Consider the following 25855-nt stretch of genomic DNA (forward strand, 5'->3'; position numbering starts at 1 on the left):
GACTTGGCTCAGATCCAGATCAAGAACATCCGCAAGGATTTTGGCGACTTCAACGCGGTGAAGGAAAGCTCCTTCACAATCGAGGACGGCGAGTTTTTCATGCTGCTTGGCCCATCGGGCTGTGGCAAGACCACCACTTTGCGGATGATTGCGGGGCTGGAATTGCCAACGTCGGGCGAGATTTATCTTGACGGTGAAGAGATCAGCCAACTGCCTCCGTCCAAGCGGGACATCGCCTTTGTGTTTCAGATGTTTGCGCTTTATCCACATATGAACGTGCGCCGGAACCTTAGTTATCCGTTGGTGTCGCAGGGCATGGCCCGCAAGGATGTTAAGGCGAAAGTTGAAGAAGTTGCCGGGATCCTTGGCATTCAGGACATTTTGAACCGCCCTGTGGGTGGACTGTCAGGCGGCGACCGTCAGCGTGTTGCGCTGGGCCGTGCCATTGTGCGTGATCCCAAGGCCTTCATGATGGATGAACCTTTAGGTGCGCTGGACGCCGAATTTCGCGAGCACATGTCCGAGGAATTGCGCGCCCTGCATGATCGCATGAACGCCACAACCGTCTATGTCACCCATGATCAGCTTGAGGCGATGCAGATGGGCGACAAGATCGTCGTGATGAACAACGCAGTGGTCGAGCAATTTGGCACTCCACAGGAAATTTATGACAAGCCTGCGACGATGTTTGTGGCCGACTTCATTGGCTCGCCTTCGATGAACTTTCTGCACTTTGACGGCAACGTCGGAGAAGGGGCCGAGAGCGTGACGCTGGGTGGTGAAGTGATGCACGTCCCACGTACCCGTCAGGGCGCGTCGGGCAAGTTGGTGTTTGGGGTGCGCCCCGAACATGTGACGCTGTCGGACAGCGGTGCCTATCGTGGTGAGGTTTTGGCCTCTGAATACCTTGGGACCACACAGATCATCACTTTGGACACGCCCAATGGGGAATTGAAGGCACGCATCGACAGCGCGCAGGTGGCCAAGGTGGGCGAAAAGGTCGGACTTGGGTTTAATCCCAAAACAATCACACTCTTTGATGATGGCAGTGGCCACGCCCTGCGTTCTGACCTCAACAACGAGGTGCTGACCAATGGCTGAGGTTATTCTGAAAGGTCTGTCGAAATCCTTTGGCACCGATGTCGGTATTGCAGACGTGTCGATGACCATCCCGGACGGTGCATTTGTTGTGCTGTTGGGGCCGACGGGCGCGGGTAAAACGACTACCTTGCGTCTGATTTCGGGGCTGGAAAAGGCCGATGCGGGCGAGGTCTGGATTGGCGGGCGCAATGTTGGTGCCGAGACGCCGGCGCAACGCGATGTGGCGATGGTGTTCCAGCAATACTCGCTCTATCCGCATCTGAGTGTACGGGACAATCTGGCGTTTCCGCTAAAATCGCCAATCCTGAACACACCAGTGGACGAGATCGAACGCATTGTGGCTGAGGTCGCCAGTGTTCTACAGATTTCCCACAAGCTCGACAACAAGGCGACGGCCTTGTCGGGCGGTGAGATGCAACGGGTGTCCATTGGCCGTGCGTTGGTGCGGGAGCCATCGATTTACCTGATGGATGAGCCGCTGAGTTCGCTCGATGCCAAGCTGCGCACCGATTTGCGGGTCGAACTGAAACGCATTCAAGCGAACCTTGGCGCGACCCTGCTTTATGTCACCCACGACCAGATCGAAGCGATGACCATGGCGACACATGTGGGTGTTCTGAACGAAGGGCGGCTTGTGCAATACGGCACACCCCGCGAGATTTATGAGAACCCCAACAGCCTCTATGTTGCCTCGCGTCTTGGGCTGCCTCGCATCAACATTGTGCCGGCGGATGTCTTTGGCGGGATGCCTGCGGGTGTAACGCAGATCGGGATGCGCCCCGAACACATCCAGCAAGGCGAAGGGCAGGAGGCCGAAGTGCAGCGGGTTGAGCATCTGGGCGATCAGGCGAGGTTGCATCTGGTCCTTAAAGGCCACGCGATCACTACCATTGCCGACCCCCACACGACCTATACCCCGGGTGCACATATCAAGATCGCGCCCAAGAACCCGTTGTGTTTTGACGCCGAAGGCGCGCGCATTTCGTCAGGAAGGACAGTGACATGAGCCAGTTTATCAATGCCAAGGACACGCTTGTTACGGATGCTGTGGACGGCTTGCTGGAAACCTCCGGTGGCGTGCTGACCCGGCTGGATGGCTACCCTCATATCAAGGTGGTCTGCCGTGCAGATTGGAACAAATCCAAAGTCGCGCTGATTTCCGGTGGCGGTTCGGGACACGAGCCCGCTCATGCGGGATTTGTTGGGCAGGGCATGTTGACTGCGGCGGTGTGCGGCGAGGTTTTTGCATCTCCGTCTGTTGATGCAGTCCTGGCGGGCATTCTGGCAGTGACGGGCAAGGCGGGCTGTTTGCTGATCGTCAAGAATTACACCGGGGACCGTCTGAATTTTGGCCTGGCGGCTGAGCGCGCGCGCGCCTTCGGGCTTCAGGTCGAGATGGTCATTGTGGACGACGACATTGCCCTGCCGCACCTGCCGCAACCGCGCGGCGTGGCGGGCACGTTGTTTGTGCACAAGATCGTAGGAGATATGGCCGAAAACGGGGCTGATCTGGCAGCGATCAAGGCAACAGCAGATTGCACCATTGCGGCTATGTCCTCGATCGGGATGTCGCTGGATACCTGCACCGTACCCGGATCGGCCAAGGAAAATCGCATTCCTGTCGGCAAGGCTGAACTGGGCCTTGGCATTCACGGCGAGGCCGGAGTGGAGCAGGTCACACTGGAGGGTGCGCATTCCGCAATGGACATGGTTCTGGATAAGCTCAGCGCCAAAATCGAAACCGGCGAACATGTGGCCATTCTGAACAACCTTGGCTCGACCACGCCGCTAGAGATGTCGATCCTTGCCCATTGCCTGGCAACTTCGCCCAAGGCGGGCAATATCAAACATATCATTGGCCCCGCTCCGTTGATGACATCGCTGGATATGCATGGGTTTTCGGTCTCTGTCCTGCCTGTGGACGATACAAACCTTGCACCCTTATCGGCACCTGTTGATCTGGCGGCCTGGCCGGGCATGAAGGATATCGCGCCGGTCAAGGTACAACCCCTGCCGGACGGGTTGAGCCCGATCCAGCCCATTCCGTCCGCCAATGACAAAACCGCTGCCATCATTGCGCAATGTTGTGATTTGCTGATCGCTGCTGAGGGCGATCTGAACACGCTCGATGCCAAATCAGGGGATGGGGACACAGGCAGCACGCTGGCCACAGCCGCCCGTGCGCTGAAGGGCGCACTGGACCGGATGCCATTGGCTGACCTCACGCAGCTGTTCCGCGCAATCGGCAATGAGTTGAGTCAGACGATGGGTGGGTCCTCTGGTGTGATCCTTGCCATTTTCTTCGGTGCTACCGGGGATGCCTGTGCCAGTGGCAAGCCGACTCCCAAGGCGCTAAAGGCCGGGCTGGATCGGATCAGCCAGGTCGGTGGTGCTGCGCAGGGGGATCGCACCATGATTGACGCGCTCGCGCCTGCTCTGGCCGCGTTGCCCGAGGGGATTTCTGTTGCGGCCGCTGCTGCCCGGACGGGCGCGGATGGGACTGCGTCGATGGGGCAGGCCAAGGCTGGCCGCGCGTCATACGTGCCCGAAGAGAATCTACTGGGTCACAACGATCCGGGCGCCGAAGCCGTAGCGCGACTGTTTGAAGGGCTGGCCAAGGCCATGTGAAAACGCACAAAGGACGAAAGTGAAGCACCCCGACGACACCCTTTCAAATCCCACGATCAACGACATCGCCCGTGTCGCTGAGGTCAGCCTTGCGACCGTGGACCGGGTTCTGAACGCGCGCCCCGGGGTGCGCGAAGTGACGGTGCGCAAAGTGAACGCGGCGATTGCTGAACTGGGCTATGTGCGCGACACGGCGGCCGCCAATCTTGCGCGGGGGCGGGTCTATCACTTCACCTTCATCTTGCCTGCGACGCAGAACGAATTCATTTCACTGCTGGAAACGCAAATCGAGTTGCTCGGTCGCGGGCTGCGGCAGGACCGGACCAAATTGACCTTTGTTCGCGTGGCCGCCTTTGACCCTATGGCGCTGGCCAGTGCGGTAGATGCGATTGATCCGACCCAAGTGAATGGCGTCACCATTTTTGGCCCGGAAACGCCATCGGTGCGGGATTCTGTGGCGCACCTCAAGGCACATGGCGTCACGGTTGTCTCGCTTGTCTCTGACCTGCCCAGTTCAGAGCGTGACAATTATGTGGGCGTGGACAATATAGCCGCAGGGCGCACCGCGGCGCAATTGCTGGGCCGGTTTGTCGGGCAAAGGAACGGTAAGATCCTGGTGCTGACCGGATCCATGCTGGCGCGGGATCATCTGGAGCGCCGCCTTGGTTTTGACGAGGTCATGGCGCAGGATTTTCCCCAACTGGACGTTTTGGCCTCGCTTGAGGGGCGTGACGATCCGAATCTTATTCAGCGCTTGCTGCCCGATGCCTTTGCGGAAAATTCGGATATCATCGGAATCTACTCATCAGCTGCAGGGAACGATGGGCTGCTGCGGTTTTTTGCGACACATGATCAAACGCATCGCCCCATCGTGGTCGCGCACGAGTTGACGGACCTGTCGCGCGGGGCCTTGGCTGCCGGGCATTTTGATGCGGTCATCAGTCAGGACGCAGGCCATCTGGTTCGCTCTGCGGTACGCATCATGCGCGCCAACAGTGACCGCGCGCCGATTAATCTGGCACAGGAACGCATTCGGATAGACATCTATCTGAAAGAAAATATGGGCCCCTAAAGGGGTAAGATTTTGGCGCCGAGCCGGCGCATGATTTGGGAGGATCACTCATGAAAACGATAAAGGGACCAGCACTGTTCTTGGCGCAGTTTGCAGGCGATGAGGCACCGTTCAACTCGTGGGATGCGATCACGAAATGGGCGGCCGACTGCGGCTACAAAGGTGTTCAGGTGCCCAGCTGGGACGCGCGCTTGTTTGATCTGGCCAAAGCGGCCGAAAGCAAGACTTACTGCGATGAGTTCAAGGGGCAGGCCGCAGCAAACGGGATCGAAGTAACCGAGCTGTCAACGCATCTTCAGGGACAGTTGGTTGCGGTGCACCCGGCCTATGATACCGCCTTTGATGGCTTTGCTGATCCGTCCGTGCATGGGAACCCAAAAGCCCGTCAGGCGTGGGCTGTCGATCAGGTGATGAAGGCGATCAGTGCCTCGGCCAATATGGGTATAAAGAACCACGTTTCCTTTTCCGGCGCGCTGGCGTGGCCGTATGTCTATCCGTGGCCGCAACGCCCAGCGGGGCTGGTTGAGACGGCCTTTGACGAACTGGCAGCACGCTGGCGTCCCATTCTGGATCACGCCGAGGACAATGACGTTAACATTTGCTATGAAATTCATCCCGGTGAGGACCTGCACGATGGTGTGACGTTCGAGATGTTTCTGGAGCGGGTTGATAATCACGCGCGCTGCAACATGCTTTATGATCCCAGTCACTACGTGCTGCAATGTCTGGATTATCTCGACAACATCGACATCTACAAAGACCGGATCAAGATGTTCCACGTCAAGGATGCGGAGTTCAATCCTACGGGCCGACAGGGCGTCTATTCCGGCTATCAGCCGTGGGTGGACCGCGCTGGACGCTTCCGGTCGCTGGGCGACGGGCAGGTTGATTTCGCGGCGATCTTTTCCAAGATGGCGGCCAATGATTTCGATGGCTGGGCCGTTGTGGAATGGGAATGTTGCCTGAAGCATCCCGAAGACGGTGCCCGCGAAGGCGCGCAGTTTGTGTCCGATCACATTATTCGTGTGACGGAACGGGCCTTTGATGATTTTGCTGATGGCGGCACGGACGAGGCGGCGAACTGCAAAATGCTGGGGATTACTTAAGATGGCACGGATCAAGTTAGGCATGGTGGGCGGCGGCAATGACGCCTTTATCGGGGGCGTGCACCGCATTGCGTCTCGCATAGATGATCGGTTTGAATTGGTTGCAGGGGCGCTGTCCTCGACCCCGGAAAAGGCGCAGGCCTCGGGTGAGGCGCTGGGCCTGCCACGCATCTATGACGATTTCAAAGCGATGGCGATCCGCGAGGCTCGTCTCAAGGATGGAATCGAGGCAGTGTCCATCGTGACCCCGAACCACGTGCATTTTGCGGCAGCGCGCGAGTTTTTGAAGCGCGGCATTCACGTAATTTGCGACAAGCCGCTGACCTCGACTTTGGCGGACGCCAAGAAACTGGTGAAGGCGGCGGAAAGCTCGGATGTGTTGTTTGTGCTGACCCACAACTATACGGGCTATCCGATGGTGCGGCAGGCGAAGGCCATGGTTGATGCGGATGAGATTGGTACCATTCGCGTCGTGCAGGTCGAATATCCGCAGGACTGGCTGACGCAGGACGAGACCTTCAAGCAGGCCGAATGGCGCACCGACCCGGCGCGTTCGGGCGCGGGCGGATCGACAGGGGATATCGGGACCCATGCTCACAACCTTGCCTGTTTCATCACCTGTTTGGAGGTCGAGAGTCTGGCGGCGGATCTGGACGCGTTTGTGCCAGGCCGTCAGGTGGACGACAACGGCCATGTGATGCTGCGGTTCAAAGGTGGAGCAAAGGGGATGCTTTGGTGTTCACAGGTCGCGCCGGGCAACGAGAACGCTTTGCGCGTCCGGGTGTATGGGGACAAAGGCGGCCTTGAATGGGCGCAGGAAGACCCGAACTATCTTTGGCATACGCCCTTCGGAGAGCCGACGCGCAAGATCACCCGCAATGGGGCAGGGGCCGGCGATGCCGCGGCCCGAATGAGCCGTATCCCGCCCGGCCATCCGGAGGGGTATTTGGAAGGCTTTGCCAACATCTATTCCGAAGCTGCAGATGCAATCGAGGCCCATCGCGCAGGCACACCGGTTGCCACAGAGTTGATGTACCCGACCATACAGGATGGGTTGAAAGGGGTGCAGTTTATCGACGCCTGTGTCCGTTCATCAGCACGCAATGCTGCCTGGGTGTCGCTGTAGCGGCACTCAGAAAGGCGATGGATTTTGTGGAAATCTGTTCTGCGGAAGCAGTGAGATTTTATCGTTCGGCCGCTGATAGCTAAATCGCTTAAGATTTTGAGGTGCACGAGGGACCATCACTTGAACGCCGAGTGCTGCAAATGGTTGCTCGAATGCCGTATATGAAAACGCATCACGCTCTACCTGACCTGTTGATACTGTCTCGGGCACTCAGGTGGATTGGGTTTGGCTATCGAAGGGTTGGTCAGGCGCTGAAAGCTATCTCAATTCAGGTCGGGCGAGCGAAGTTGCACTCAGGATACGCGCTCGCAAATTCTCATTTGAACCCATCGACCGAGGAGAGCAGCTAACGCGTCTAATTTCCTCCTCGGTTGTCGTAGATCAAGTTTCCTCCAATTCGATCAGAGTAAAGTGACCCACCAATTGCTCGAAGATGTCGGGACGCAATGATCTATGAACCAACGAAGTTCGCATTTCTTAAGGCTGAAAGAGCCAAACTGGCTTCAGAAATGCTGGACACTTTCGCTTTGCTTGATGATCAACCGCGTCAGAATGTATGTGCAAAGAAGCAGTAGTGACAACTCTGCAGAAACGGACAGCAGAGCTGCCACACACGTTCCAGAAATTATGAACAGCTTTCAAAGGAGTAAACCATGCGTGTTAGTGACCATGGGCATACTGAGGCCGAGATCGCAGCACGCATAGGCAATCCGCCTGGCAAGGGAGTTTTGCGCGACGCCATCTACGGAGCAATTGACGGAACGGTCACGACTTTTGCCATTGTCGCCGGTGTTGCGGGCGCTGGGCTCTCGCCGTTCGTAATCGTTGTACTTGGGCTTGCGAACGTGCTTGCCGACGGGTTTTCGATGGCTGCGGCGAATTATTCTGGCTCAAAGGCAGAACAGGACAACGCCCGTCGAATTCGAAAAATCGAAGAGCGGCACATAGAAGAGTTCCCATCAGGAGAAAGACGAGAAGTCCAAGAGATTCTCAGTCGGATGGGGCTGGCCGGAAGTGTTCTCGAAGAGGCCACCGAAGCAATTGTCAGTGACAAGGAGCGATGGATCGCTCTGATGATGGAGGGCGAATACGGGCTAGGGGGGATCGATCCACATCCCCTGCGTGCAGCGGCGACGACATTTGTCGCGTTTTTACTGGCTGGGATGATACCGCTGGTTCCTTTCCTGCTTCAGCTGGACGGGGCGTTCTTTCTATCGGCAATCACAACAATGATGACTTTCTTCGGAATCGGGGCCATCAAGAGCAACTGGTCGCTAACAACCTGGTGGCGGTCGGCTGCAGAAACCATGGCGATTGGCGGCACTGCTGCAGCCTTGGCCTATTTTGTCGGATCTCTGCTACATGTTTAGAGAACCGCTGACCGGCCTTATTGGTCTGAACTCGTGGAATGCGCTCGCGGCCATCTAAGCGATCGAAATCATCAGCAAACCCGCGCTTGAAATGACGCCCAGAACTGGAACGGCGAATGGGGCGTGAATGGCACCTTCGGCTTTTTGTCCAGTCATTTTCAGTCTTATCAGAGCGAGGTTCACAAGTATGAACACAATCAAAACGATCTGAGAAGTGCGCTCAGCGAGAGCCTCAATCGGCAGAGCCAAACTGAGAAGCAAAATCATAGCTGTTACGGCCAAAGTTGCTACGATTGGAGTCTGTGTGGAGGGAGAAACTTTCGCTAAGACTGCTGGCAAGTGGTTTCGATCTGCCAGACCGTAGATGACGCGTGACGCCATGATCATCTGGATGAGGACACCATTTACAGTCGCAACGACTGCGATCAGTCCGAAGGTTTGCCTGGTTCTCTCTCCAGCCTCTGTGAAGACAAGAGAAAGCGGTGCCGAGGAAGAGGCCAGTGTCGCGATCGGGACTGCTACGAGTACTGCTATTGTCGTTCCGATGTACAACACGGTTGCCAGTATCAATGTCCACAAAATGGCTTTGGGCATAGTGGCCTTTGGGTTCTTAACCTCCTCGGCAACGTTTGCCATATCTTCAAATCCGACAAATGCGAAGAATGCCAACACAGAGGCTGACCCAATACCAACCCAATGTCCGAGTTCGGAAGGGGTAAGGGTTTCCATAATCGAAACGCCGTTAGGATCGGGGGCGCTGAAACCCCAGTACATTACGAAAACAAGCCCGGAAATTTCGATTACTGTGATCACCGCAGCGATGGTCACTGACTGTGTAATCCCCCAGAGCGCAATAAGTCCCATGACGATCACGACGCCTGACGTCAGAAACGCCTCAGATACGGCCCAGAACTCATGAAGATATGATCCCGCCCCAATAGCCACGGCCGATGCCGACACCATACCCGATGCGGCCACGAGCAGACCGACTGTTGTCGCGAGCCAGCCGCGCTTGAAGCCCGCTTCAACATAGGCAGCCTCGCCAGCACTTACGGGATACCTTGTCGATAGTTCTGCATAGGAAAACGCAGTGAAGGCCACAACGAGCGCTGCCATGAGAAATGCGATTGGAGCGAATTGGCCTGCTTCAGCAGCAGTGGTGCCCACGAGAACGTAAATGCCCGCACCAATTGTCACACCCAACCCGTAAAGAACCACCATCGGCGTTGTGAGGGCGCGCCGAAGTTTTGGCTTTCCCGTCGCGTTGATGCCACTGGAGCCTTGCGCACTAAGCTCGGAGACACTGTCAGGTGCGTTTCTCATGTTCTACGGCCCTTTGGACAAAAGCGGAAAAACTCCGAAGATCGTTCACATTTGCCCAATCAAGTGAAGAAACGTGTCAAATCTGCATTTTCACCGTATGTACGTCACCGAAGAACGTGCACTGCGCATTTGGCGTGACGCACGACCCGATGTGCGGTCGATCCCAAAAAGTAGTCCTTGAGGCCCGGACGGTGGGAGCACATGATGATGCAGTCAACGTTTGCCTGCTCAGCATAGTCAACGATTGTGCGCCCGGCATGCCCAGCAACAACGACTGCTTTCACATTTGGGATACCTCCGACTTCGGCCTTGAGCTCCGCTTCCGCTTCTTTTCGCCGGTTGGACAAGATTTCGGCAGGGATCTCATTTGCGGCAAAGGCTGGAATCTCTTCGACAACATATAGAGCCGTCATTTCCGCGCCCTCGTCCGTAAGGAGGCGGGCGACTTCGAATGCTTTTCCGTTTTCAGTGGAGTGATCCAGAGCAATGGCGACAAGGATATTCCTGTACATCTTATTCTCCTTTGTATGACCCGAACGAAGCAAACAAGGTGCGGGTGTTTCAGGTCATGTGGTGAACAGTTTCGACCTGCGCCGCGTGTATGGGGCGGCCAGACCACAACCATCACCTGTTGGTTTGCGATCTATCAAACTTACTTGGTTGGGCTTTCCCCTGCTTTGACACATCTCAAATTTCTAATGTTCATTGGAGATGTGTCGCCAAAGGTCTCGATCTTTGGGTCAGCAAGCAAAGTGGTGCTGGTTATGCCTAATTGGCCTTTAGGCAAGCAGAAGAAACTCTGCCCCGTGGCGGCGGGGGGCAAAGAAGTTTTCCAGTCGACTATACTTTTGGATAGGTGGCTATACGGAGTCGTACTTGCCCGGTCGGCCACGATCCTGTCTTTTCAAAGAGTGCTGGCAGCACAAGGGACGACGGAAGGCTAAACAAAATTCGCTTTCAGCTACACTCACGGATCGCGTAGAGCTTTCGGTTGTTCGACCTGTCTGTGTCATTTGTCCCGACATAGGCACTACTGGAGTCCAACGAATTGGATTCAGTCCCCGCGTTTTGGGAGGGCGCGGGGACTTCCCTTTTCTAATGCCCTCGGTTTTATGATTGGCTCTGGAAACGCCTTCATAGCAATTGGTGATGTTAGTGCCATGGAAGCTGACCTGGCGGCGATTGAAACACTCGGGCTCCTAATTCGGACATTCTACAGCTTGGAAACATAGCTGTTTTTCAAATAAAAAAGGCTCCACGCAGTGTGGAGCCCCTAATTTCATGATTTTGGGCAGGGCCGCTTATTGCGGAATCTCGCCTTCAATCCCTTCGACGTAGAAGTTCATGCCGGCCAGCGTCCCGTCATCTGCCGTCTCACCTTGGGCGAGCCAAGGTGTGCCGTCCTGCTTGTTCAGCGGGCCAGTGAAGGCGTGGTAGGAGCCGTCAGCCAGTGCGTCTTTCATCGCCAGTGCTTCGGCTTTGACGTCTGCAGGGACGCGGTCGCTGATCTCACCGATGCCAACCATGCCGGGGCCGATGCCGTCCCATGTGTCCTTCTGCTCCCATGTACCTTCCATCACGGCGCGGGTGCGGGCGATGTAGTAGGGCGCCCAGTCGTCAATGATCGAGGAGACGCGCGGGAAGGGCGCGTATTGGCCCATGTCGGAGGCTTGGCCGAAGGTGACCACGTTGCCGGCCTCTTGGGCGGCGGCCTGAGGTGCTGTAGAGTCGGTGTGTTGCAGAACAACATCCGCGCCCTGTTCGATCAGCACTTTGGCGGCGTCAGCCTCTTTGGCGGGGTCAAACCATGTGTAAACCCAGATCACCTTGAATTCGACGTCAGGGTTTACGCGCGATGCGTGGATATAGGCCGAGTTGATGCCCCGGATCACTTCAGGGATCGGGAAGGAGCCGATGTAGCCGATGATGTTGCTTTCGGTCATGTTGCCCGCGATGTGGCCCTGAATGGCGCGCCCTTCATAGAAGCGGGCCGAGTAGGTCGACACGTTGGGGTGCAGGCGCTTGTAGCCAGTGGCGTGTTCGAATTTCACATCAGGGAACTTGGCCGCGACGTTGTTGGTCGGGTCCATGTAGCCAAAGGACGTGGTAAAGATCAGGTCGGCGCCGTCGAGCGCCATCTGCGTCATTACACGCTCGGAGTCCGGGCCCTCTGCGACGTTCTCGACATAGACGGTTTCAACGGCATCGCCGAATTCCGCTTCGACCGCGAGGCGGCCCTTGTCGTGCTCGTAGGTCCAGCCGCCGTCGCCGATTGGGCCAACGTAGACGAAACCGACTTTGGTCTTTTCGTGACCGTCAGCGATGGCGCCGCCGGCAAAGCCAAGCGCAAGCGCCGCACTGGCCATCAGTGTGGTGAATTTCATGAGTGGATTACCCCCTAGTTTATGCGCCTCTTATCCCGAGGCGTGGAATGTACGCCCCAGTGACCCGGGCGCGCGTGATTTGTCGCTGGATAGAATCACCAATACGATGATCGTCACGATGTAAGGGGACATTGCCAAATACTCGACCGGAATGGCAACGCCCGCGCCTTGAAGGTTTAGCTGCAACTGAGTGATTCCGCCAAAAAGATAGGCACCGAGCAAAACCCGCCACGGTTTCCACGAGGCGAATACCACCAGTGCGAGTGCGATCCACCCCACGCCCGCTGTCATCCCTTCGGTCCACTGAGGCACGCGGATGAGCGAGATATAGGCCCCGCCAAGTCCTGCGCAGGCTCCACCGAAAAAGATAGCCGCAGTGCGGATGCGTTTGACCTTGTAGCCAAGCGCATGCGCGGCGTCGTGGTTTTCGCCCACTGCGCGCAAGACCAGACCGACCCGCGTGAATTTCAGCGTCGCCCATGTGACGGCAACGATGGCAAGGCCGAGGTAGACGATCATGTTGTGGCCAAAGACGATGGGGCCGATCACCGGGATATCTGCCAAAGGCCCAAGCGGTGTCGCCTCGGTCCGGGGCGGTTTGATCCCCACATAGGACTGGCCCATGAGGGCCGACAGACCCAGCCCGAAAAGGGTGAGCGCAAGGCCGGAGGCAACCTGATTGGCCAAAGCCACTTGGGTAAGAAAGGCAAAGAGCAGGCTGAGCACCGCGCCTCCCACGGCTGCGGCGATAAAGCCGACCGTTGGTGAACCTGTGTTGACGGTGATTATAAAGCCGCACACCGCGCCCGTGATCATCATCCCCTCAACCCCGAGGTTCAGCACACCCGCACGTTCGACAACAAGTTCGCCAATGGCGGCAAGCAGGATCGGGGTGGATGCCGCGATCATAGCTGCGATAAGAAGAATTGGGTTGATGGCTGAGAGGTCCATCACAAAGCTCCGCCGTGAATTACAAGATGCGTGACGCCTGCGGCCACTCCGGCCCCGGCAAGCATCAGCCCCACATGTTGCAAAGAGGGACGATGCAAACGCCCGGCCAATCGACGCAGGCGCTCAGAGGCAAAGAAGGGCAAAGTCAGTGCCAAACTCAGAATGGCAACATGTGCGCCCACAAAAAGGAATAGAGCGCTAAAGCTGCGGCTCTGACCTCCGGTCAGTTGCAAATGGAGCATCCAAAGCATCATCAGCCCCATAGCTGTCCCCATGACCACGGGCATTGCCACATGTCGCATCATGCTACCTCTCCTGTCCCAAATCGCACTCGGTAGTTTGTGAGGACATCCAGTGCGAGCAGGAAAAACAGCAGCATCCCCTGAAACACTTGTATTGCCGCCGCAGGCAATCCGAGCTGTGACTGGGCGATGTCCCCGCCGATGTAAGTCAGTGCCATGAGCAATCCCGCCGCCACAATCCCTAACGGGTTGAGCCGCCCGAGGAAGGCAACGATGATTGCCGTGAACCCATAGCCCACATTGAAATCGATGCTGATCTGCCCTGAGGGTCCTGCCACTTCAAACATGCCCGCTAGGCCCGCGAGCAGGCCCGACATGCCGAGGCAAAACAGGATCAGTCGCGCAGGGTTCACACCGCCAAACTTGGCGGCGCGTGGCGCTTCGCCGGTCACACGGATGGCAAAGCCAAGGCGGTGTCGCGTGAGCAAGACGTAAGAAAAAATCACCGCAATCAGGGCGGCGACGACACCCCAGTGCATTCCGGTGTTCGTGATGATCTCTGCATTATGCGCGGATGGGTATTGCTGCAGGTTCCGTGATCCGGGAAAGCCGAACCCTTCTGGATTTTTCAACAATCCCAAAGACATGGAGGCCAAGAGCTGCTCGGCCACGTAGACAAGCATCAGGCTGCCTAGGATTTCGTTGGTACCAAATCGCACCTTGAGAAAGCCGGGGATCAGCGCCCATAGGCAACCGCCCAAAGCACCAGCCAAAATCATAAGCGGGAAGATCAAAATGCTCTCTGTCGGGTAAAACGCCAGACCCGCGCCCGCGCCGCAAATGGCACCGACGATATACTGGCCCTCGGCCCCGATGTTCCAGATGCCTGCCTTAAACCCCAGCGCCAGACCAATGGCGATCAGCACCAGAGGCGCTCCTTTGATCAGCAATTGTGGGCGGTAAAAAAATGAGAACTCGCCAAAGAGTGGTTCCCAGAAAATAGTCAGAATGGCCTCGATCGGGTCCTTGCCGAGTGCTGCGAATAAAGCTCCCCCAAAGATCATCGTCGCCACAACGGCCAAGAGCGGCGTGGCCCATGACATCGTCGCGGACGGCTGTGGCCGTTTCTCAAGCCGGATCACGTGTGCATCCCTCGCTTCATCTTGCCAGATACACTCCGCCCGGAGGCTCCCGAATGATCACACATGCGCCACCTCCATTCCATGCGCGCCACCCAGCATCAGTCCGATCTGCTCCACATCCAGACCGGCTGTTGGCACCGGTGCACTCAGTCGCCCTTCGTTCAGGGCTGCAAAACGGTCCGAAATTTCCATCAACTCATCCAGATCCTGAGAAATGATCACAAGGGCAGCGCCACCCGCCGCCAAATCAAGCAAAGCTTGCCGAATGGATGCGGCGGCTGCGGCATCCACGCCCCACGTGGGTTGGTTCACCACCAGCACTTCGGGGCGTTGCAACACCTCGCGCCCAATCACGAACTTCTGCAAGTTGCCCCCTGACAGGGATCGGGCCGCATTGTGCGGCCCCGGGGTCCGTACATCAAAGTCGGCGATGATCCGTTCGGCAAAATCGCGTGCACGTGTCCAGTTTAGCATTCCGCCCTTCGACAGTTTCTCGCGAGCCATACCCGTGAGCATGGCGTTTTCTGTCAGCGACATATCCGGGGCTGCGGCGTGGCCCAAACGCTCTTCAGGTGCGGCCAGCACACCAAGCCCACGCCGTTCTTCAGGGCCTATGCCAGACAGATCGCGCCCCTGAAACTGGACCATCCCGGGGATACACGGCAATTCACCAGACAGAACGCCCAACAATTCGTCCTGACCGTTCCCGGCCACACCACCAATGCCCAGCACCTCACCGGCCTGAACCTCAAACGAGATATCTTTCAACGCCATCCCAAAAGCGGACGGAGACGCAGCCGACAATCCCGTGACGGACAGCATCACATCCCCGGTCGCATGGACCGCTCCTTTGGGTGTGGCCAGTGTACTGCCCACCATCAGCTCGGCCATTTCGCGAGCCGAGGTGTCACGCGGTACACAGGTACCGACATTCTTGCCGCCCCGCAGGATCGTGGCCGCATCGCACAGCGCGCGGATTTCTTCGAGCTTATGCGAGATGTAAAGGATCGCAGTGCCTTCCGCCTTCAGCTTGCGCAGGGTCTCGAACAGGATGTCCACCTCTTGCGGTGTCAGCACGCTGGTCGGCTCGTCCATAATCAGAAGTTTGGGGTCTTGTAGCAAACAGCGAATGATTTCAACGCGCTGGCGTTCACCTGCGGACAAATCACCCACGGTGCGATCCGGTGACAGGGGCAAGCCGTAGTTCTCGGACACTTCACTGATGCGGCTGGCCAACGTGGCCATAGGTGGGGGCGCCTCCATGCCGAGGGCGATGTTTTCGGCCACGCTGAGCGCGTCAAAAAGCGAGAAATGTTGGAACACCATGCCAACGCCCGCCGCGCGCGCGGCCCGCGGGTCGACGGGGGCAAAGTCATCGCCGTTCATCTTCATCAATCCGCTGTCGGGTTTGACCAGCCCGTAGATCATCTTGACCAGCGTCGACTTCCCGGCACCGTTTTCCCCCAAAAGGGCGTGTATTTCGCCAACACCGATTTCAAAGGATACGGTGTCGTTTGCAACGACCCCCGGATAGGCTTTGGTCAGGCCTGAAAGTGACAAAAGGGGTGTTGTCATGCGCGCACCTCCGCCCGGTACTGGGACTGTTTGCGCCTCATCAGTAGCTGATGGGCCACCCCAATCGCAATCATATGTGGCTGTTTGCCCAAAGCAGGATCACCGATTGGGCAGGTGATGCACGCAATTTGCTCAGACGTATGGCCCAATGCAGACAGCCGTTTGCGAAAGCGGGCCCACTTAGTGGCTGATCCGATCAACCCGACAGAGGCGAAATCGCGTTGTAGCAGTGCATGGCACAGGCCCAGATCAAGGTCGTGGGAATAGGTCAGGATCAAATGATCGGCGTCAGTCGCCGCATGAGGCACCAAAAGCAAAGGGTCTTGCGCAGGCACCACGGTGACACCAGACGGCACCGTACTCGGAAAGCGATCCGCCGCGGTATCAACCCACGTCAGAGTGACCCCGGGGACAGGGTGCAAAACATCAACAAGGGCGCGCCCGACATGGCCCGCGCCCCAAATCCAAAGGGGTTGGTCTGGCGGGCGGACTCCCTCGATCAACCACCCATCTATGCGTTGGGCGTTTGGCAACTGACCCTGATTGCGCGCGATTTTCAGAACCCGTTTGACGGACATCGGCATCGGTTCTGGCCCACGGGCGATAACGTCTTTGGGCAAGGCGCGGGCGCGTTCCAGATCAAACACTTCGCTGATCACCTCGACTGCGCCGCCACAGCATTGACCCAAATCAGGACCAAGGGCATGGCGGCTTGAAGTATCACTGGTCAGCCCACGGGCGGTCTGCGCCAGTTCATATTCCAGCGCGCCGCCTCCGATGGTGCCGGACTGGTCATTGGCCCAGACGCACATGGATGCGCCTACTTCGCGCGGGGCTGATCCGTGAATAGCGGCGACGACGACGCGCACCACACTCCCATGAGCCACACAAGCAGCGATCAGGGCGTCACGGTCAAACATCCAGAGCCCTGTGAGTAGAGGCGAGCACGCCTTCGGCGGTCGCGGGAGCGTGCAGGTCCGGATAGTTGGGGCCACAGGCTGACACCGCATCGCTCAGCGCCAGAAGGGCAGAGATGCCCAGCATCAGGGGCGGTTCCCCCACGGCCTTTGATTTGTAGATAGTGTCGGCGCGGTTCTCTCCGTCCCACAGGGCGACGTTGAAAATGTCAGGACGGTCGCCACAGGCTGGGATTTTGTAGGTGGAGGGCGCATGGGTGCGCAGCCGGCCCGCGTCGTCCCAAACCAGTTCTTCGGTCGTCAGCCACCCGGCACCCTGAACGTATCCACCCTCAACCTGCCCGATATCGAGTGCCGGGTTTAGGGACGCACCTGCATCATGCAGGACATCCGCGCGCAGAATGCGGTTTTCGCCGGTCAGAGTGTCCACAACCACTTCGGTTACTGCCGCCCCGTAGGCAAAGTAGAAAAACGGGCGGCCATGGCCTTTGATCCGGTCCCATTGAATGTCCGGGGTTTTGTAAAACCCTGTCGCTGACAGACTGATGCGCGCCTGATGCGCCATCCCGGCGACCTCGGCAAAGCTGTAATCCGCCTCGCCTGCCTGAACCCTGCCTTCGTCAAAGACCACGGCATCGGGGCGGCACTGATGCAATTGCGCCAGATGCTCGGCCATGCGGTTGCGCAGGGTGTCGCAAGCGGCCTTGACGGCCATGCCGTTCAGATCACTGCCAGAAGAGGCTGCGGTGGCAGAGGTGTTGGGCACCTTGGCGGTGTCAGTTGCAGTAATTTTTACCGCCTCCAAAGGAACGCCAAACCGGCTGGCAGCTACTTGGGCGACCTTTTGGAACAGACCCTGACCCATTTCTGTGCCGCCATGGTTCAGATGGATCGATCCGTCGGAATAGACATGTACCAACGCGCCCGCCTGATTGAGGTGGGTCAGGGTAAAGCTGATCCCGAACTTGACCGGCGTGAGGGCAATGCCCTTTTTCAGCACCGGATTGGCAGTGTTCCACTCAGCGACGGCGGCCCGGCGTGCGTCATACTCAGACGTCTTTGCCAATTGCGCGACCAGATCATCAAGGATGAAATCGTCGACGGGCTGTCCATAGGGCGTTGTCTGGATCTCTTGACCAGAGGAGGCATAGAAGTTTCTTTGGCGGACCACCAAGGGGTCAAGCCCCAGTTCGGCTGCCACGTGGTCCACGATCCGTTCCATCCCCAACATGCCTTGCGGCCCGCCAAATCCGCGAAAGGCGGTCGCACTTTGGGTATTGGTTCGCAAACGGTGGCTTTCGATCCGAATGTTGGGCAGCCAATAGCCATTGTCGGCATGGAGCATTGCGCGGTCTGCCACGGGCAAGGAAAGGTCCATTGCCCAGCCACAACGGGTGTACTGGCGCACATCTAACGCCGTGATATGGCCTTCCTCATCAAAACCGACGTCGTAGTCGATGCGGAAATCATGCCGCTTGCCCGTGATGATCATATCGTCATCCCGGTCGTATCGCATCTTGCAGGGCTGGCCCGTCAGACGCGCAGCGACGGCGCAGGCGACGGCCAGTGCGTTGCCCTGACTTTCCTTACCGCCAAATCCACCACCCATCCGCCGGGTTTCGACCCGAACCGCATGCATCGGCAGTCCGATGGCCTCGGCCACTTTGTGCTGGATTTCGGTTGGGTGCTGGGTGGAAGAGATCACATGCATGTCCCCATTCTCACCCGGCTGTACAAGGGCAGCCTGTCCTTCGAGGTAAAAGTGTTCCTGACCCCCAATATCCAAAGACCCGCTAAGGGTGTTTTCGGCGGCGTCCAGAGCGCTTGCAGCGTCTCCTTGCGCATAGATGCGCGGGCCGTCCTCGAAGCGTGCATTGGCGGCCAATGCGTCTTCAATGGTGAAAATGGGTTTTGTTTCGGTGATGTCGATCTTGCCCTGACGGGCGGCAAAACGGGCCTGCAAATGTGTTTCTGCGATCACCAGAAACACAGGCTGGCCCATGTAGTGCACAGCGTCCGTTGCCAGCAGCGGTTCGTCGTGGGCTGAGGGCGAGACATCGTTGTCAAAGGGTAAATCGGGTGCTGCCAGTACTGCAACGACACCGGACGCTGCACGAACTGCATCCAGGTCCATGTTGTCCAGGGTGCCGCAGGCTGCGGTGCTCATCCCAAAGGCAAGGTGCAAGGTGCCGGCGGGCGTCGGCATATCATCTACATAGCGTGCAGCACCTGTCACATGCAGGTGGACGGCGTCATGGGGCAGGGGTTTGGCGACGCTCATGGACCGACCTCAAGCACGTTCGCGACCTGTCCCTGATCTTCGAGCCATGCGCGCAGGAGCATGTTCTGGGCCGCTTCCATCCGGTAACTGGCGGAGGCACGCATGTCCGACAGTGGCGTAAAATCATGTGCCAAGGCGGTCATGGCTTTGGCCACGCCCGTCTCGCTCCACTTTCTTCCGATCAAAGCCGCCTCAGCGTGTGGGCTGCGTTTTGGTGTGCCTGCCATGCCACCAAAGGCGAGACGGGCAGCAAGGACAACGTCGTCTACGGTTTTGATCCAGAAACACCCACAGACTGCCGATATGTCCTGATCAAAGCGTTTTGACAGTTTGTAGCACCGCAGGTGATCGCCTTGGCGCGGAATAGTGATCGACTCTACGAATTCGTTCTTGGCGCGGTCCTGTTTGCCATACTCCACAAAGAAATCCTCAAGCGGCAAGCTGCGCAGCCCGTTCACACTGCGCAGATGCAAAATGGCCCCCAAAGCGATCAGCGCAGGAGAGCCATCGCCGATGGGCGAACCGTTCGCGATGTTGCCGCCGATGGTCGCGGCATTGCGCACCTGCACAGAGCCATAGCGGCGGATCAACTCGGCCAAGCTTGGGTGGTGGGGCATGATCGCGCTGTGCAGTTCGCTTAGAGTTGTTGCGGCCCCGATGCGAATTTCTTCGTCAGTGACGGTGACCCCGGACAACGCTGGAATCCTGTTCAGAAAGGCAACGGGCCCCAATTCGCGAAAACCCTTGGTCACCCAAAGACCCACATCTGTGGCCCCTGCAATCAACGTGCCATCGGGGTTTTCATCCATCCATGTTGCGAGGTCGTCTGGCGTGGTTGGAGGTTCTGCCTTCGTCGCCTCCCCTGTGGCTTTTTTAGCCTGAAGAAGTGTGGCGTCGTGCATATGCTCAGGGATAGGGGCCCCCGAGGCGTCTTCGGCGGCGCGGATGATTGGAGCATAGCCTGTGCAGCGACACAAATTGCCCGCAAGCTGGGTGTCGTAATCAGTGGCTCCGTTCAGGTGGGCGCAGGCCATCGTGGTGATAAAACCTGGTGTGCAGAAACCGCACTGGCTGCCGTGATGTTTGATCATGGCCTGCTGCACCGGGTGCAAAGTGCCATCTGGGGCGGCGATCCCTTCGACGGTGCGGATGGCTTTGCCCTCTAGCTGGGGCATGAACAGTATGCAGGCGTTTAACGCCCTCGCCCCGTCCTCATCCGTCACGATCACCGAACAGGCGCCGCAATCGCCCTCATTACATCCCTCTTTCGTACCTGTCAGGCGCTGATGTTCGCGTAGCCAGTCCAACAAGGTAGTGGTGGGAGAGGTATCTGCAGTGACGCGCCTTCCGTTGAGAAGAAATGTCGTATGCATGCTGTCGACCTGCCGCGGTACTCAGAAGCCCAGTTGTTTGCGCAGCCTCGATGCGGCGTAGAGGCAGGGCGCGGGCGAATTGTGGTTGAGGATGGCGGTGTGCGTGCCACTTGGCAAGAGCGATTGCGATTCGTGATGCATGGGCCGATTTGGTGTGCATAACTTTGCAGCACCACTGGATATAGGGGCGGGCTGGCCCTATTCTGCGATTCATGACTGACAGCCCCCGATTCATTCACCTACGCACCCATTCCGAATACTCGCTGCTGGAAGGTGCCATGCGCCTTAAAAAGCTGCCCGATATTGTGCGTGGGGCTGGGATGCCTGCGATTGCACTGACAGACACGAACAATATGTTTGCTGCGCTGGAATTTTCGGTTGGCATGGCTGGTGCCGGTGTCCAGCCGATCATCGGATGTCAGGTTGACCTGCAATACGTCGCACCCCGCCCCGGGGAGCGGCCCCGCCCACCGGCACCTCTTGTTTTGCTGGCCCAATCCGAGGCGGGTTACGAAAACCTGATGAAGCTGAATTCATGCCTTTATCTGCGCGAAGGGTCCGAACTGCCCCATGTCACGCTAGAGGAACTTGCAGGGCACGCTAGCGATGTGATCTGTCTGACCGGTGGGCCAGAAGGGCCGGTGGGCATGCTGCTACAGGGCGCCCAGCGCCCGGCGGCTGAGGCGCTGATTGATAGTCTGAGCGCGGCTTTCGGTGACAGGTTATATGTGGAATTGCAGCGCCATCCAGGTGAGGGCGGCGCGCCTGAAGCCGAAGTTCTGACCGAACGCGGATTTGTCGAGATGGCCTACGCTCGCGACATCCCATTGGTGGCGACCAATGACGTCTATTTCCCAAAAACGGACATGTACGAAAGCCACGACGCCCTCATCTGTATCGCTGATGGGGCATATGTTGATCAGCAGGAACCGCGCCGTCGGTTGACTGCCCAGCATTATTTCAAGTCACAGGCTGAGATGGTCACGCTCTTTGCCGACTTGCCAGAGGCGATCGAGAACACGGTCGAAATCGCGCGCCGCTGTGCGTTCATGGCCTACAGGCGCGACCCGATTCTGCCCAAGTTCGCGGATGACGAGGTCGAGGAGCTGCGCAAGCAAGCCAACGCGGGCCTCGTGGAACGTTTGAAGGTCATCCCGCATGCCGCAAGCGTCGAAGAGTACCAAAAGCGTCTCGATTTTGAGCTGGATATCATCGAAGGAATGGGGTTCCCCGGCTACTTTCTGATTGTTGCCGACTTCATCAAGTGGGCGAAGGACCACAACATTCCGGTGGGGCCGGGACGTGGGTCTGGTGCTGGGTCATTGGTGGCCTACGCGCTGACGGTGACCGACCTTGACCCCCTGCGTTACGCCCTACTGTTCGAACGGTTTCTGAACCCGGAACGGGTCAGCATGCCGGACTTCGACATCGACTTCTGTATGGACCGGCGCGAGGAAGTCATTCGCTACGTCCAAGAGAAATACGGCCGCGACAAGGTCGGGCAGATCATCACCTTTGGCGCGCTGCTGTCCAAAGCGGCCGTGCGCGACATTGGCCGGGTTCTGCAAATGCCCTATGGGCAGGTGGACCGCCTGTCCAAGCTGATACCCGTCGAAGGGGTCAAACCCGTCAGCATCGAAAAGGCGCTAGCGGATGAGCCGCGCCTGCGCGAAGAGGCCCGCAACGAAGAGGTGGTGGCTCGACTGCTAGAATACGGTCAGCAGGTCGAAGGCCTGCTGCGCAACGCCTCGACCCACGCAGCCGGCGTTGTGATTGGGGATCGTCCGCTCGACGCCCTTGTTCCGCTTTACCAAGATCCACGCTCGGACATGCCTGCGACCCAGTTCAACATGAAATGGGTGGAACAAGCTGGCCTCGTCAAGTTCGACTTTCTGGGTCTCAAGACGCTCACCGTAATCCAGAATGCGGTTGAACAGATACTCGCTTCGGGTCGCCCCCTCCAAGTGGCCGCCGATGGCACAGAACTCTATACGCCAGCGCACGGAATGGAGAACGACATCGGTGGCATCCCATTGGATGACGAGGCGTCCTACAAGCTTTATGCCTCGGCCAAGACGGTCGCCGTGTTCCAGGTGGAAAGTTCGGGGATGATGGATGCGCTGAAGCGCATGAAACCGGACTGTATTGAGGACATCATCGCCCTTGTTGCCCTGTATCGGCCCGGCCCGATGGAGAACATTCCGAAGTTCTGTGAGGTCAAGAACAAGCTGTCGGAACGGGATCTGCTGCATCCGACGATCGATCACATTCTGGACGAGACCCAAGGCATCATCGTCTACCAGGAACAGGTGATGCAGATCGCGCAGGTTCTGTCTGGCTATTCCCTCGGCGAGGCGGATCTTCTGCGCCGGGCCATGGGTAAGAAGATTGCCGCGGAGATGGAAGTCCAGCGCGCGCGCTTTGTCGACGGTGCCGTTGAGCGCGGTGTGAACAAGGCGCAAGCCGGATCGATCTTCGACCTTGTGGCAAAATTCGCGAACTACGGCTTCAACAAATCCCACGCGGCAGCCTATGCGCTGGTCTCCTATCATACAGCCTGGTTGAAGGCGAACCACCCGGTGGAATTCATGGCCGCGTCCATGACGCTTGATATGGGCAACACCGAAAAGCTTGGCGACTTCCGGCAGGAAGCCCGTCGGATGGGCATTGAGATCGTTCCGCCCTCGATCAACCGGTCCATGGTCGAATTCGATGTGCAGGACGGGAAGGTCGTCTATGCCATGGGTGCGATCAAGGGGGTCGGCGAACAGGCGGTCGAACATATCGTTGAGGTGCGCAGCCAGGGGGCGTTCAAGAGCTTGGGCGATTTTGCCCGCAGGATTTCGCCAAAGCAGCTGAACAAACGCACTCTGGAAAACCTTCTGGCGGCAGGTGCATTTGATGAGCTGGAGCCCAACAGGGCCCGCGTTCTGGAGGGGCTCGACAGGATCATGGGGCTGGCTCAGCGAACCGAAGAGAACAAGACACTCGGGCAGGATGAGCTGTTTGGTGGTAGCGACAGCGAAGAGCCCTTGCAACTTCCCGATGTTGCGGGCTGGACGCCGGACGTGCGTTTGCAGCGTGAGCATGCGGCCATTGGCTTCTATCTCTCGGCGCACCCGCTTGATGAATATGACGAGTTGCTCGAGAAAATGCGGGTTCAGCCTTGGGCGAAATTTGCCGAAGCCGTGAAGAAGGGCGCTTCAGCAGGGCGGCTTGCCGGTACGGTCATTTCCAAGCAGGAACGCAAGACCAAGACCGGAAACAAGATGGGCATCGTCCGCTTTTCCGATGGCACGGGGCAATTCGAGGGGCTTCTCTTCAAGGAAAAGCTCGAGCAGTTCCGTGATGCCTTGGAGCCGGGGCGCTCCATGGTGATTCTGGTTGGCGCGGACATGCGCGATGACGAGCCTTCGATCCGGATCGAACAAGTCGACCCGATCGAGAAGGTGGCGGCGCGCGTCCAAAAGAGCATGCGCGTGTTTTTGCGCGACGACCGTCCGATCCAAAGCCTCGTGCGCCATCTCAATGTGCGCGGCGAGGGGGATGTGACGGTGGTTGTTCTGTTGGAAAACGGTGCGCGCGAAGTGGAGGTGAAGCTGCCAGGCCGGTTCCGTCTCTCACCGGAAATTGCCGGAGCGCTCAAGGCCGTACCCGGGGTGACGGATGTTCAGATGGCCTGACTCAGATCGTCTGGCTTCAGGCGCTTAAGACGCCGCAGGCCAGATGATTTCGAGGCGGATGCCGCCGGGCTCGGCGAACATCATGTGCATGCGTGGCCCGCTCGACAGTGGTTCGGGCTGAAACTCGATGACGACACCTGGCCAGCTGGAGACTTTTTCGGCCATGGCCATAAGAGCCGCTTGGCTCTCCACTTCGAGGGCGACATGGTGCAGGCCAATGTTGGACCTGCGGTCGAATGGCGTTTTCGAAGAATTCCGGTCTGCTTGCCAGAGCGTGAAACGGCAGGCGCCGTCAGTTACTGTCGTGCGCGGGTAGCTCTCATCGCGGTTTAGCAGGGTCCAGCCCAGGCAGTCGGTAAAGAACGTCGTGGTCTGGTCTAGATCAAGGACAGTGAGTCCCAAGTGGTTGATCCCGATTGTACCTGGCATGCATACTCCTGTTCCGCCGATGGCTGCTATTGAGTGGAAGATGCAATTGAAACGGGTGCTTGGCAACCGGAAGGGCGGGACACGCCGAACTTGCGTTGTTTGCCGCCTTCATGAAGGTGGTCGTCCCAAGATCTTGGGACGCTTTGAAAACACGCATGTTTTCTAGGCAAAAGGTCTTGAATTTATAGAAACTGCCGCTTATAAGGCGCGCATTCCACACGCAAGGGGCGGAAACCGAGCTTATCGGCCTTCCATCCGGTGACGATCTGGACTTGTCCAGCGTCCAAATCCTCTTGCGGAGGTCAAACCGGAAAACTCAGGAGTTCAGGGCCATGGCTTTGCCCGATATCAACATGCGTCAGCTTCTCGAAGCTGGTGTTCACTTTGGTCACCAGAAGCATCGTTGGAACCCGCGTATGGGTCAGTACATCTTTGGTGTACGCAACGATGTGCACATCATCGATCTGGCTCAGACCGTTCCGCTTATGCACCAAGCGCTGAAAGCTGTTAGCGACACTGTCGCAGGCGGTGGCCGCGTTCTGCTCGTTGGCACCAAGCGTCAGGCGCAGGAAGCTGTTGCTTCAAGCGCGCGCAACTCTGCGCAGTACTTCGTCAACGCTCGCTGGCTCGGCGGCATGCTGACCAACTGGAAGACCATCTCCCAGTCGATCCAGCGTCTTCGCAAGCTCGAAGAGACTCTCAATTCTGATGCAGCAAACGCTCTGACCAAGAAAGAGCGTCTGTTCATGGACCGCGAGCGCGAAAAGCTCGAGCGGAACCTTGGCGGTATCAAGGACATGGGCGGCATTCCGGACCTGATCTTCGTGATCGATACGAACCGTGAATCCATCGCCATTCAGGAAGCACGCCGTCTGGGTATCCCGGTCGCCGCGATTCTCGACAGCAACTCCAATCCGGAAGGCATCACCTATCCGGTGCCGGGCAACGACGATGCTGGTCGTGCAATTGCGCTTTACTGCGACCTGATTGCCCGCTCCGCCATCGACGGCATCTCCCGTGCACAGGGTGCTTCGGGCATGGACGTTGGTGCTGGTGAAGAAGCTCCGGTTGAAGAAGCTCTTGCTGAAGCTGCTGCTGAAGAAGTAGCTGCTGAAGCCGCTCCTGCAACGGAAGCTGCTGCAGAAGCTTGAT

At 58.0% G+C, this 25855-nt stretch carries 20 protein-coding genes; 9 read left to right on the top strand and 11 right to left on the bottom strand.

Annotated features, from left to right (window positions below):
• The first annotated feature begins 3 nt into the window (after nucleotides 1-3).
• The 7 genes from ABJD00_RS06575 (at nucleotide 4) to ABJD00_RS06605 (ending at nucleotide 8403) form a co-directional block, all read left to right on the top strand.
• The gene (locus tag ABJD00_RS06575) at nucleotides 4-1101 is read left to right on the top strand and encodes an ABC transporter ATP-binding protein (protein ID WP_108836182.1); all 1098 of its coding nucleotides are present in this window, start codon (nucleotides 4-6) and stop codon (nucleotides 1099-1101) included.
• Nucleotides 1094-2107 (top strand): ABC transporter ATP-binding protein, encoded by a 1014-nt coding sequence (locus ABJD00_RS06580; RefSeq protein ID WP_413833109.1) that lies wholly within the window; start codon nucleotides 1094-1096, stop codon nucleotides 2105-2107. The genes ABJD00_RS06575 and ABJD00_RS06580 overlap by 8 nt, the downstream gene beginning before the upstream one ends.
• Complete coding sequence (locus ABJD00_RS06585; protein WP_413833107.1) at nucleotides 2104-3729, top strand: dihydroxyacetone kinase subunit DhaK; 1626 nt, start codon at nucleotides 2104-2106, stop codon at nucleotides 3727-3729. The genes ABJD00_RS06580 and ABJD00_RS06585 overlap by 4 nt, the downstream gene beginning before the upstream one ends.
• Nucleotides 3730-3748: 19 nt before the next feature.
• Entirely contained in the window at nucleotides 3749-4801 is a 1053-nt protein-coding gene (locus ABJD00_RS06590) for a LacI family DNA-binding transcriptional regulator (RefSeq protein ID WP_413833105.1), read from the top strand.
• 50 nt (nucleotides 4802-4851) lie between these two features.
• Nucleotides 4852-5907, top strand: a complete 1056-nt coding sequence (locus ABJD00_RS06595; protein ID WP_413833103.1) for a sugar phosphate isomerase/epimerase family protein — start codon at nucleotides 4852-4854, stop codon at nucleotides 5905-5907.
• A gap of 1 nt (nucleotide 5908) precedes the next feature.
• Entirely contained in the window at nucleotides 5909-7033 is a 1125-nt protein-coding gene (locus tag ABJD00_RS06600) for a Gfo/Idh/MocA family protein (RefSeq protein WP_413833101.1), read from the top strand.
• Nucleotides 7034-7686: 653 nt separating this feature from the next.
• The gene (locus tag ABJD00_RS06605; protein WP_413833099.1) at nucleotides 7687-8403 is read left to right on the top strand and encodes a VIT1/CCC1 transporter family protein; all 717 of its coding nucleotides are present in this window, start codon (nucleotides 7687-7689) and stop codon (nucleotides 8401-8403) included.
• A 54-nt stretch (nucleotides 8404-8457) separates the two neighbouring features.
• On the opposite strand, the gene ABJD00_RS06610 is transcribed toward ABJD00_RS06605, so the two are convergent.
• The 10 genes from ABJD00_RS06610 to xdhA form a co-directional block, all read right to left on the bottom strand.
• The gene (locus ABJD00_RS06610; RefSeq protein ID WP_413833097.1) at nucleotides 8458-9726 is read right to left on the bottom strand and encodes an APC family permease; all 1269 of its coding nucleotides are present in this window, start codon (nucleotides 9724-9726) and stop codon (nucleotides 8458-8460) included.
• 104 nt (nucleotides 9727-9830) lie between these two features.
• Nucleotides 9831-10238 (bottom strand): universal stress protein, encoded by a 408-nt coding sequence (locus ABJD00_RS06615; RefSeq protein ID WP_413833095.1) that lies wholly within the window; start codon nucleotides 10236-10238, stop codon nucleotides 9831-9833.
• A gap of 789 nt (nucleotides 10239-11027) precedes the next feature.
• Nucleotides 11028-12110, bottom strand: coding sequence for a BMP family ABC transporter substrate-binding protein (locus ABJD00_RS06620; protein ID WP_413833093.1), 1083 nt, complete (start codon nucleotides 12108-12110; stop codon nucleotides 11028-11030).
• Nucleotides 12111-12140: 30 nt separating this feature from the next.
• Nucleotides 12141-13061, bottom strand: coding sequence for an ABC transporter permease (locus ABJD00_RS06625; protein ID WP_413833091.1), 921 nt, complete (start codon nucleotides 13059-13061; stop codon nucleotides 12141-12143).
• Nucleotides 13061-13366 carry a hypothetical protein gene (locus ABJD00_RS06630; protein ID WP_413833089.1) on the bottom strand — a complete coding sequence of 102 codons (306 nt, stop codon included), beginning with the start codon at nucleotides 13364-13366 and terminating at the stop codon, nucleotides 13061-13063. The genes ABJD00_RS06625 and ABJD00_RS06630 overlap by 1 nt, the downstream gene beginning before the upstream one ends.
• Nucleotides 13363-14445, bottom strand: a complete 1083-nt coding sequence (locus ABJD00_RS06635; protein ID WP_413833087.1) for an ABC transporter permease — start codon at nucleotides 14443-14445, stop codon at nucleotides 13363-13365. The genes ABJD00_RS06630 and ABJD00_RS06635 overlap by 4 nt, the downstream gene beginning before the upstream one ends.
• 57 nt (nucleotides 14446-14502) lie before the next feature.
• The gene (locus ABJD00_RS06640) at nucleotides 14503-16020 is read right to left on the bottom strand and encodes an ABC transporter ATP-binding protein (protein WP_413833085.1); all 1518 of its coding nucleotides are present in this window, start codon (nucleotides 16018-16020) and stop codon (nucleotides 14503-14505) included.
• A complete protein-coding gene (gene xdhC, locus ABJD00_RS06645) occupies nucleotides 16017-16940 on the bottom strand; it encodes a xanthine dehydrogenase accessory protein XdhC (RefSeq protein ID WP_413833083.1) in 924 nt (307 codons plus the stop codon). Before xdhC ends, ABJD00_RS06640 begins: the two co-directional genes overlap by 4 nt.
• Complete coding sequence (xdhB, locus tag ABJD00_RS06650; protein ID WP_413833081.1) at nucleotides 16933-19218, bottom strand: xanthine dehydrogenase molybdopterin binding subunit; 2286 nt, start codon at nucleotides 19216-19218, stop codon at nucleotides 16933-16935. Before xdhB ends, xdhC begins: the two co-directional genes overlap by 8 nt.
• Nucleotides 19215-20591: a xanthine dehydrogenase small subunit gene (gene xdhA / locus ABJD00_RS06655; protein ID WP_413833079.1), complete on the bottom strand. Its 1377-nt coding sequence runs from the start codon at nucleotides 20589-20591 to the stop codon at nucleotides 19215-19217. Before xdhA ends, xdhB begins: the two co-directional genes overlap by 4 nt.
• Nucleotides 20592-20803: 212 nt before the next feature.
• Here xdhA and dnaE point away from each other — a divergent pair, with 212 nt between their 5' ends.
• Nucleotides 20804-24274: a DNA polymerase III subunit alpha gene (gene dnaE / locus ABJD00_RS06660; RefSeq protein ID WP_413858069.1), complete on the top strand. Its 3471-nt coding sequence runs from the start codon at nucleotides 20804-20806 to the stop codon at nucleotides 24272-24274.
• Nucleotides 24275-24298: 24 nt separating this feature from the next.
• On the opposite strand, the gene ABJD00_RS06665 is transcribed toward dnaE, so the two are convergent.
• A complete protein-coding gene (locus ABJD00_RS06665; protein WP_348191283.1) occupies nucleotides 24299-24703 on the bottom strand; it encodes a VOC family protein in 405 nt (134 codons plus the stop codon).
• A gap of 332 nt (nucleotides 24704-25035) precedes the next feature.
• Here ABJD00_RS06665 and rpsB point away from each other — a divergent pair, with 332 nt between their 5' ends.
• A complete protein-coding gene (rpsB, locus tag ABJD00_RS06670; RefSeq protein ID WP_348191286.1) occupies nucleotides 25036-25854 on the top strand; it encodes a 30S ribosomal protein S2 in 819 nt (272 codons plus the stop codon).
• Nucleotide 25855: the final 1 nt, after the last annotated feature.

The sequence above is a fragment of the Tateyamaria sp. genome, from assembly GCF_039945315.1.
In the GTDB taxonomy this organism is placed as follows: domain Bacteria; phylum Pseudomonadota; class Alphaproteobacteria; order Rhodobacterales; family Rhodobacteraceae; genus Tateyamaria.

Coding starts and splice junctions, on each gene's coding strand:
- ABJD00_RS06580 (WP_413833109.1), top strand. CDS start 1,094: ATGGCTGAGGTTATTCTGAAAGGTCTGTCGAAATCCTTTGGCACCGAT.
- ABJD00_RS06595 (WP_413833103.1), top strand. CDS start 4,852: ATGAAAACGATAAAGGGACCAGCACTGTTCTTGGCGCAGTTTGCAGGC.
- dnaE (WP_413858069.1), top strand. CDS start 20,804: ATGACTGACAGCCCCCGATTCATTCACCTACGCACCCATTCCGAATAC.
- xdhC (WP_413833083.1), bottom strand. CDS start 16,940: ATGTTTGACCGTGACGCCCTGATCGCTGCTTGTGTGGCTCATGGGAGT.
- ABJD00_RS06615 (WP_413833095.1), bottom strand. CDS start 10,238: ATGTACAGGAATATCCTTGTCGCCATTGCTCTGGATCACTCCACTGAA.
- ABJD00_RS06640 (WP_413833085.1), bottom strand. CDS start 16,020: ATGACAACACCCCTTTTGTCACTTTCAGGCCTGACCAAAGCCTATCCG.
- rpsB (WP_348191286.1), top strand. CDS start 25,036: ATGGCTTTGCCCGATATCAACATGCGTCAGCTTCTCGAAGCTGGTGTT.
- ABJD00_RS06620 (WP_413833093.1), bottom strand. CDS start 12,110: ATGAAATTCACCACACTGATGGCCAGTGCGGCGCTTGCGCTTGGCTTT.
- xdhB (WP_413833081.1), bottom strand. CDS start 19,218: ATGAGCGTCGCCAAACCCCTGCCCCATGACGCCGTCCACCTGCATGTG.
- xdhA (WP_413833079.1), bottom strand. CDS start 20,591: ATGCATACGACATTTCTTCTCAACGGAAGGCGCGTCACTGCAGATACC.
- ABJD00_RS06665 (WP_348191283.1), bottom strand. CDS start 24,703: ATGCCAGGTACAATCGGGATCAACCACTTGGGACTCACTGTCCTTGAT.
- ABJD00_RS06605 (WP_413833099.1), top strand. CDS start 7,687: ATGCGTGTTAGTGACCATGGGCATACTGAGGCCGAGATCGCAGCACGC.
- ABJD00_RS06610 (WP_413833097.1), bottom strand. CDS start 9,726: ATGAGAAACGCACCTGACAGTGTCTCCGAGCTTAGTGCGCAAGGCTCC.
- ABJD00_RS06585 (WP_413833107.1), top strand. CDS start 2,104: ATGAGCCAGTTTATCAATGCCAAGGACACGCTTGTTACGGATGCTGTG.
- ABJD00_RS06630 (WP_413833089.1), bottom strand. CDS start 13,366: ATGATGCGACATGTGGCAATGCCCGTGGTCATGGGGACAGCTATGGGG.
- ABJD00_RS06625 (WP_413833091.1), bottom strand. CDS start 13,061: ATGGACCTCTCAGCCATCAACCCAATTCTTCTTATCGCAGCTATGATC.
- ABJD00_RS06600 (WP_413833101.1), top strand. CDS start 5,909: ATGGCACGGATCAAGTTAGGCATGGTGGGCGGCGGCAATGACGCCTTT.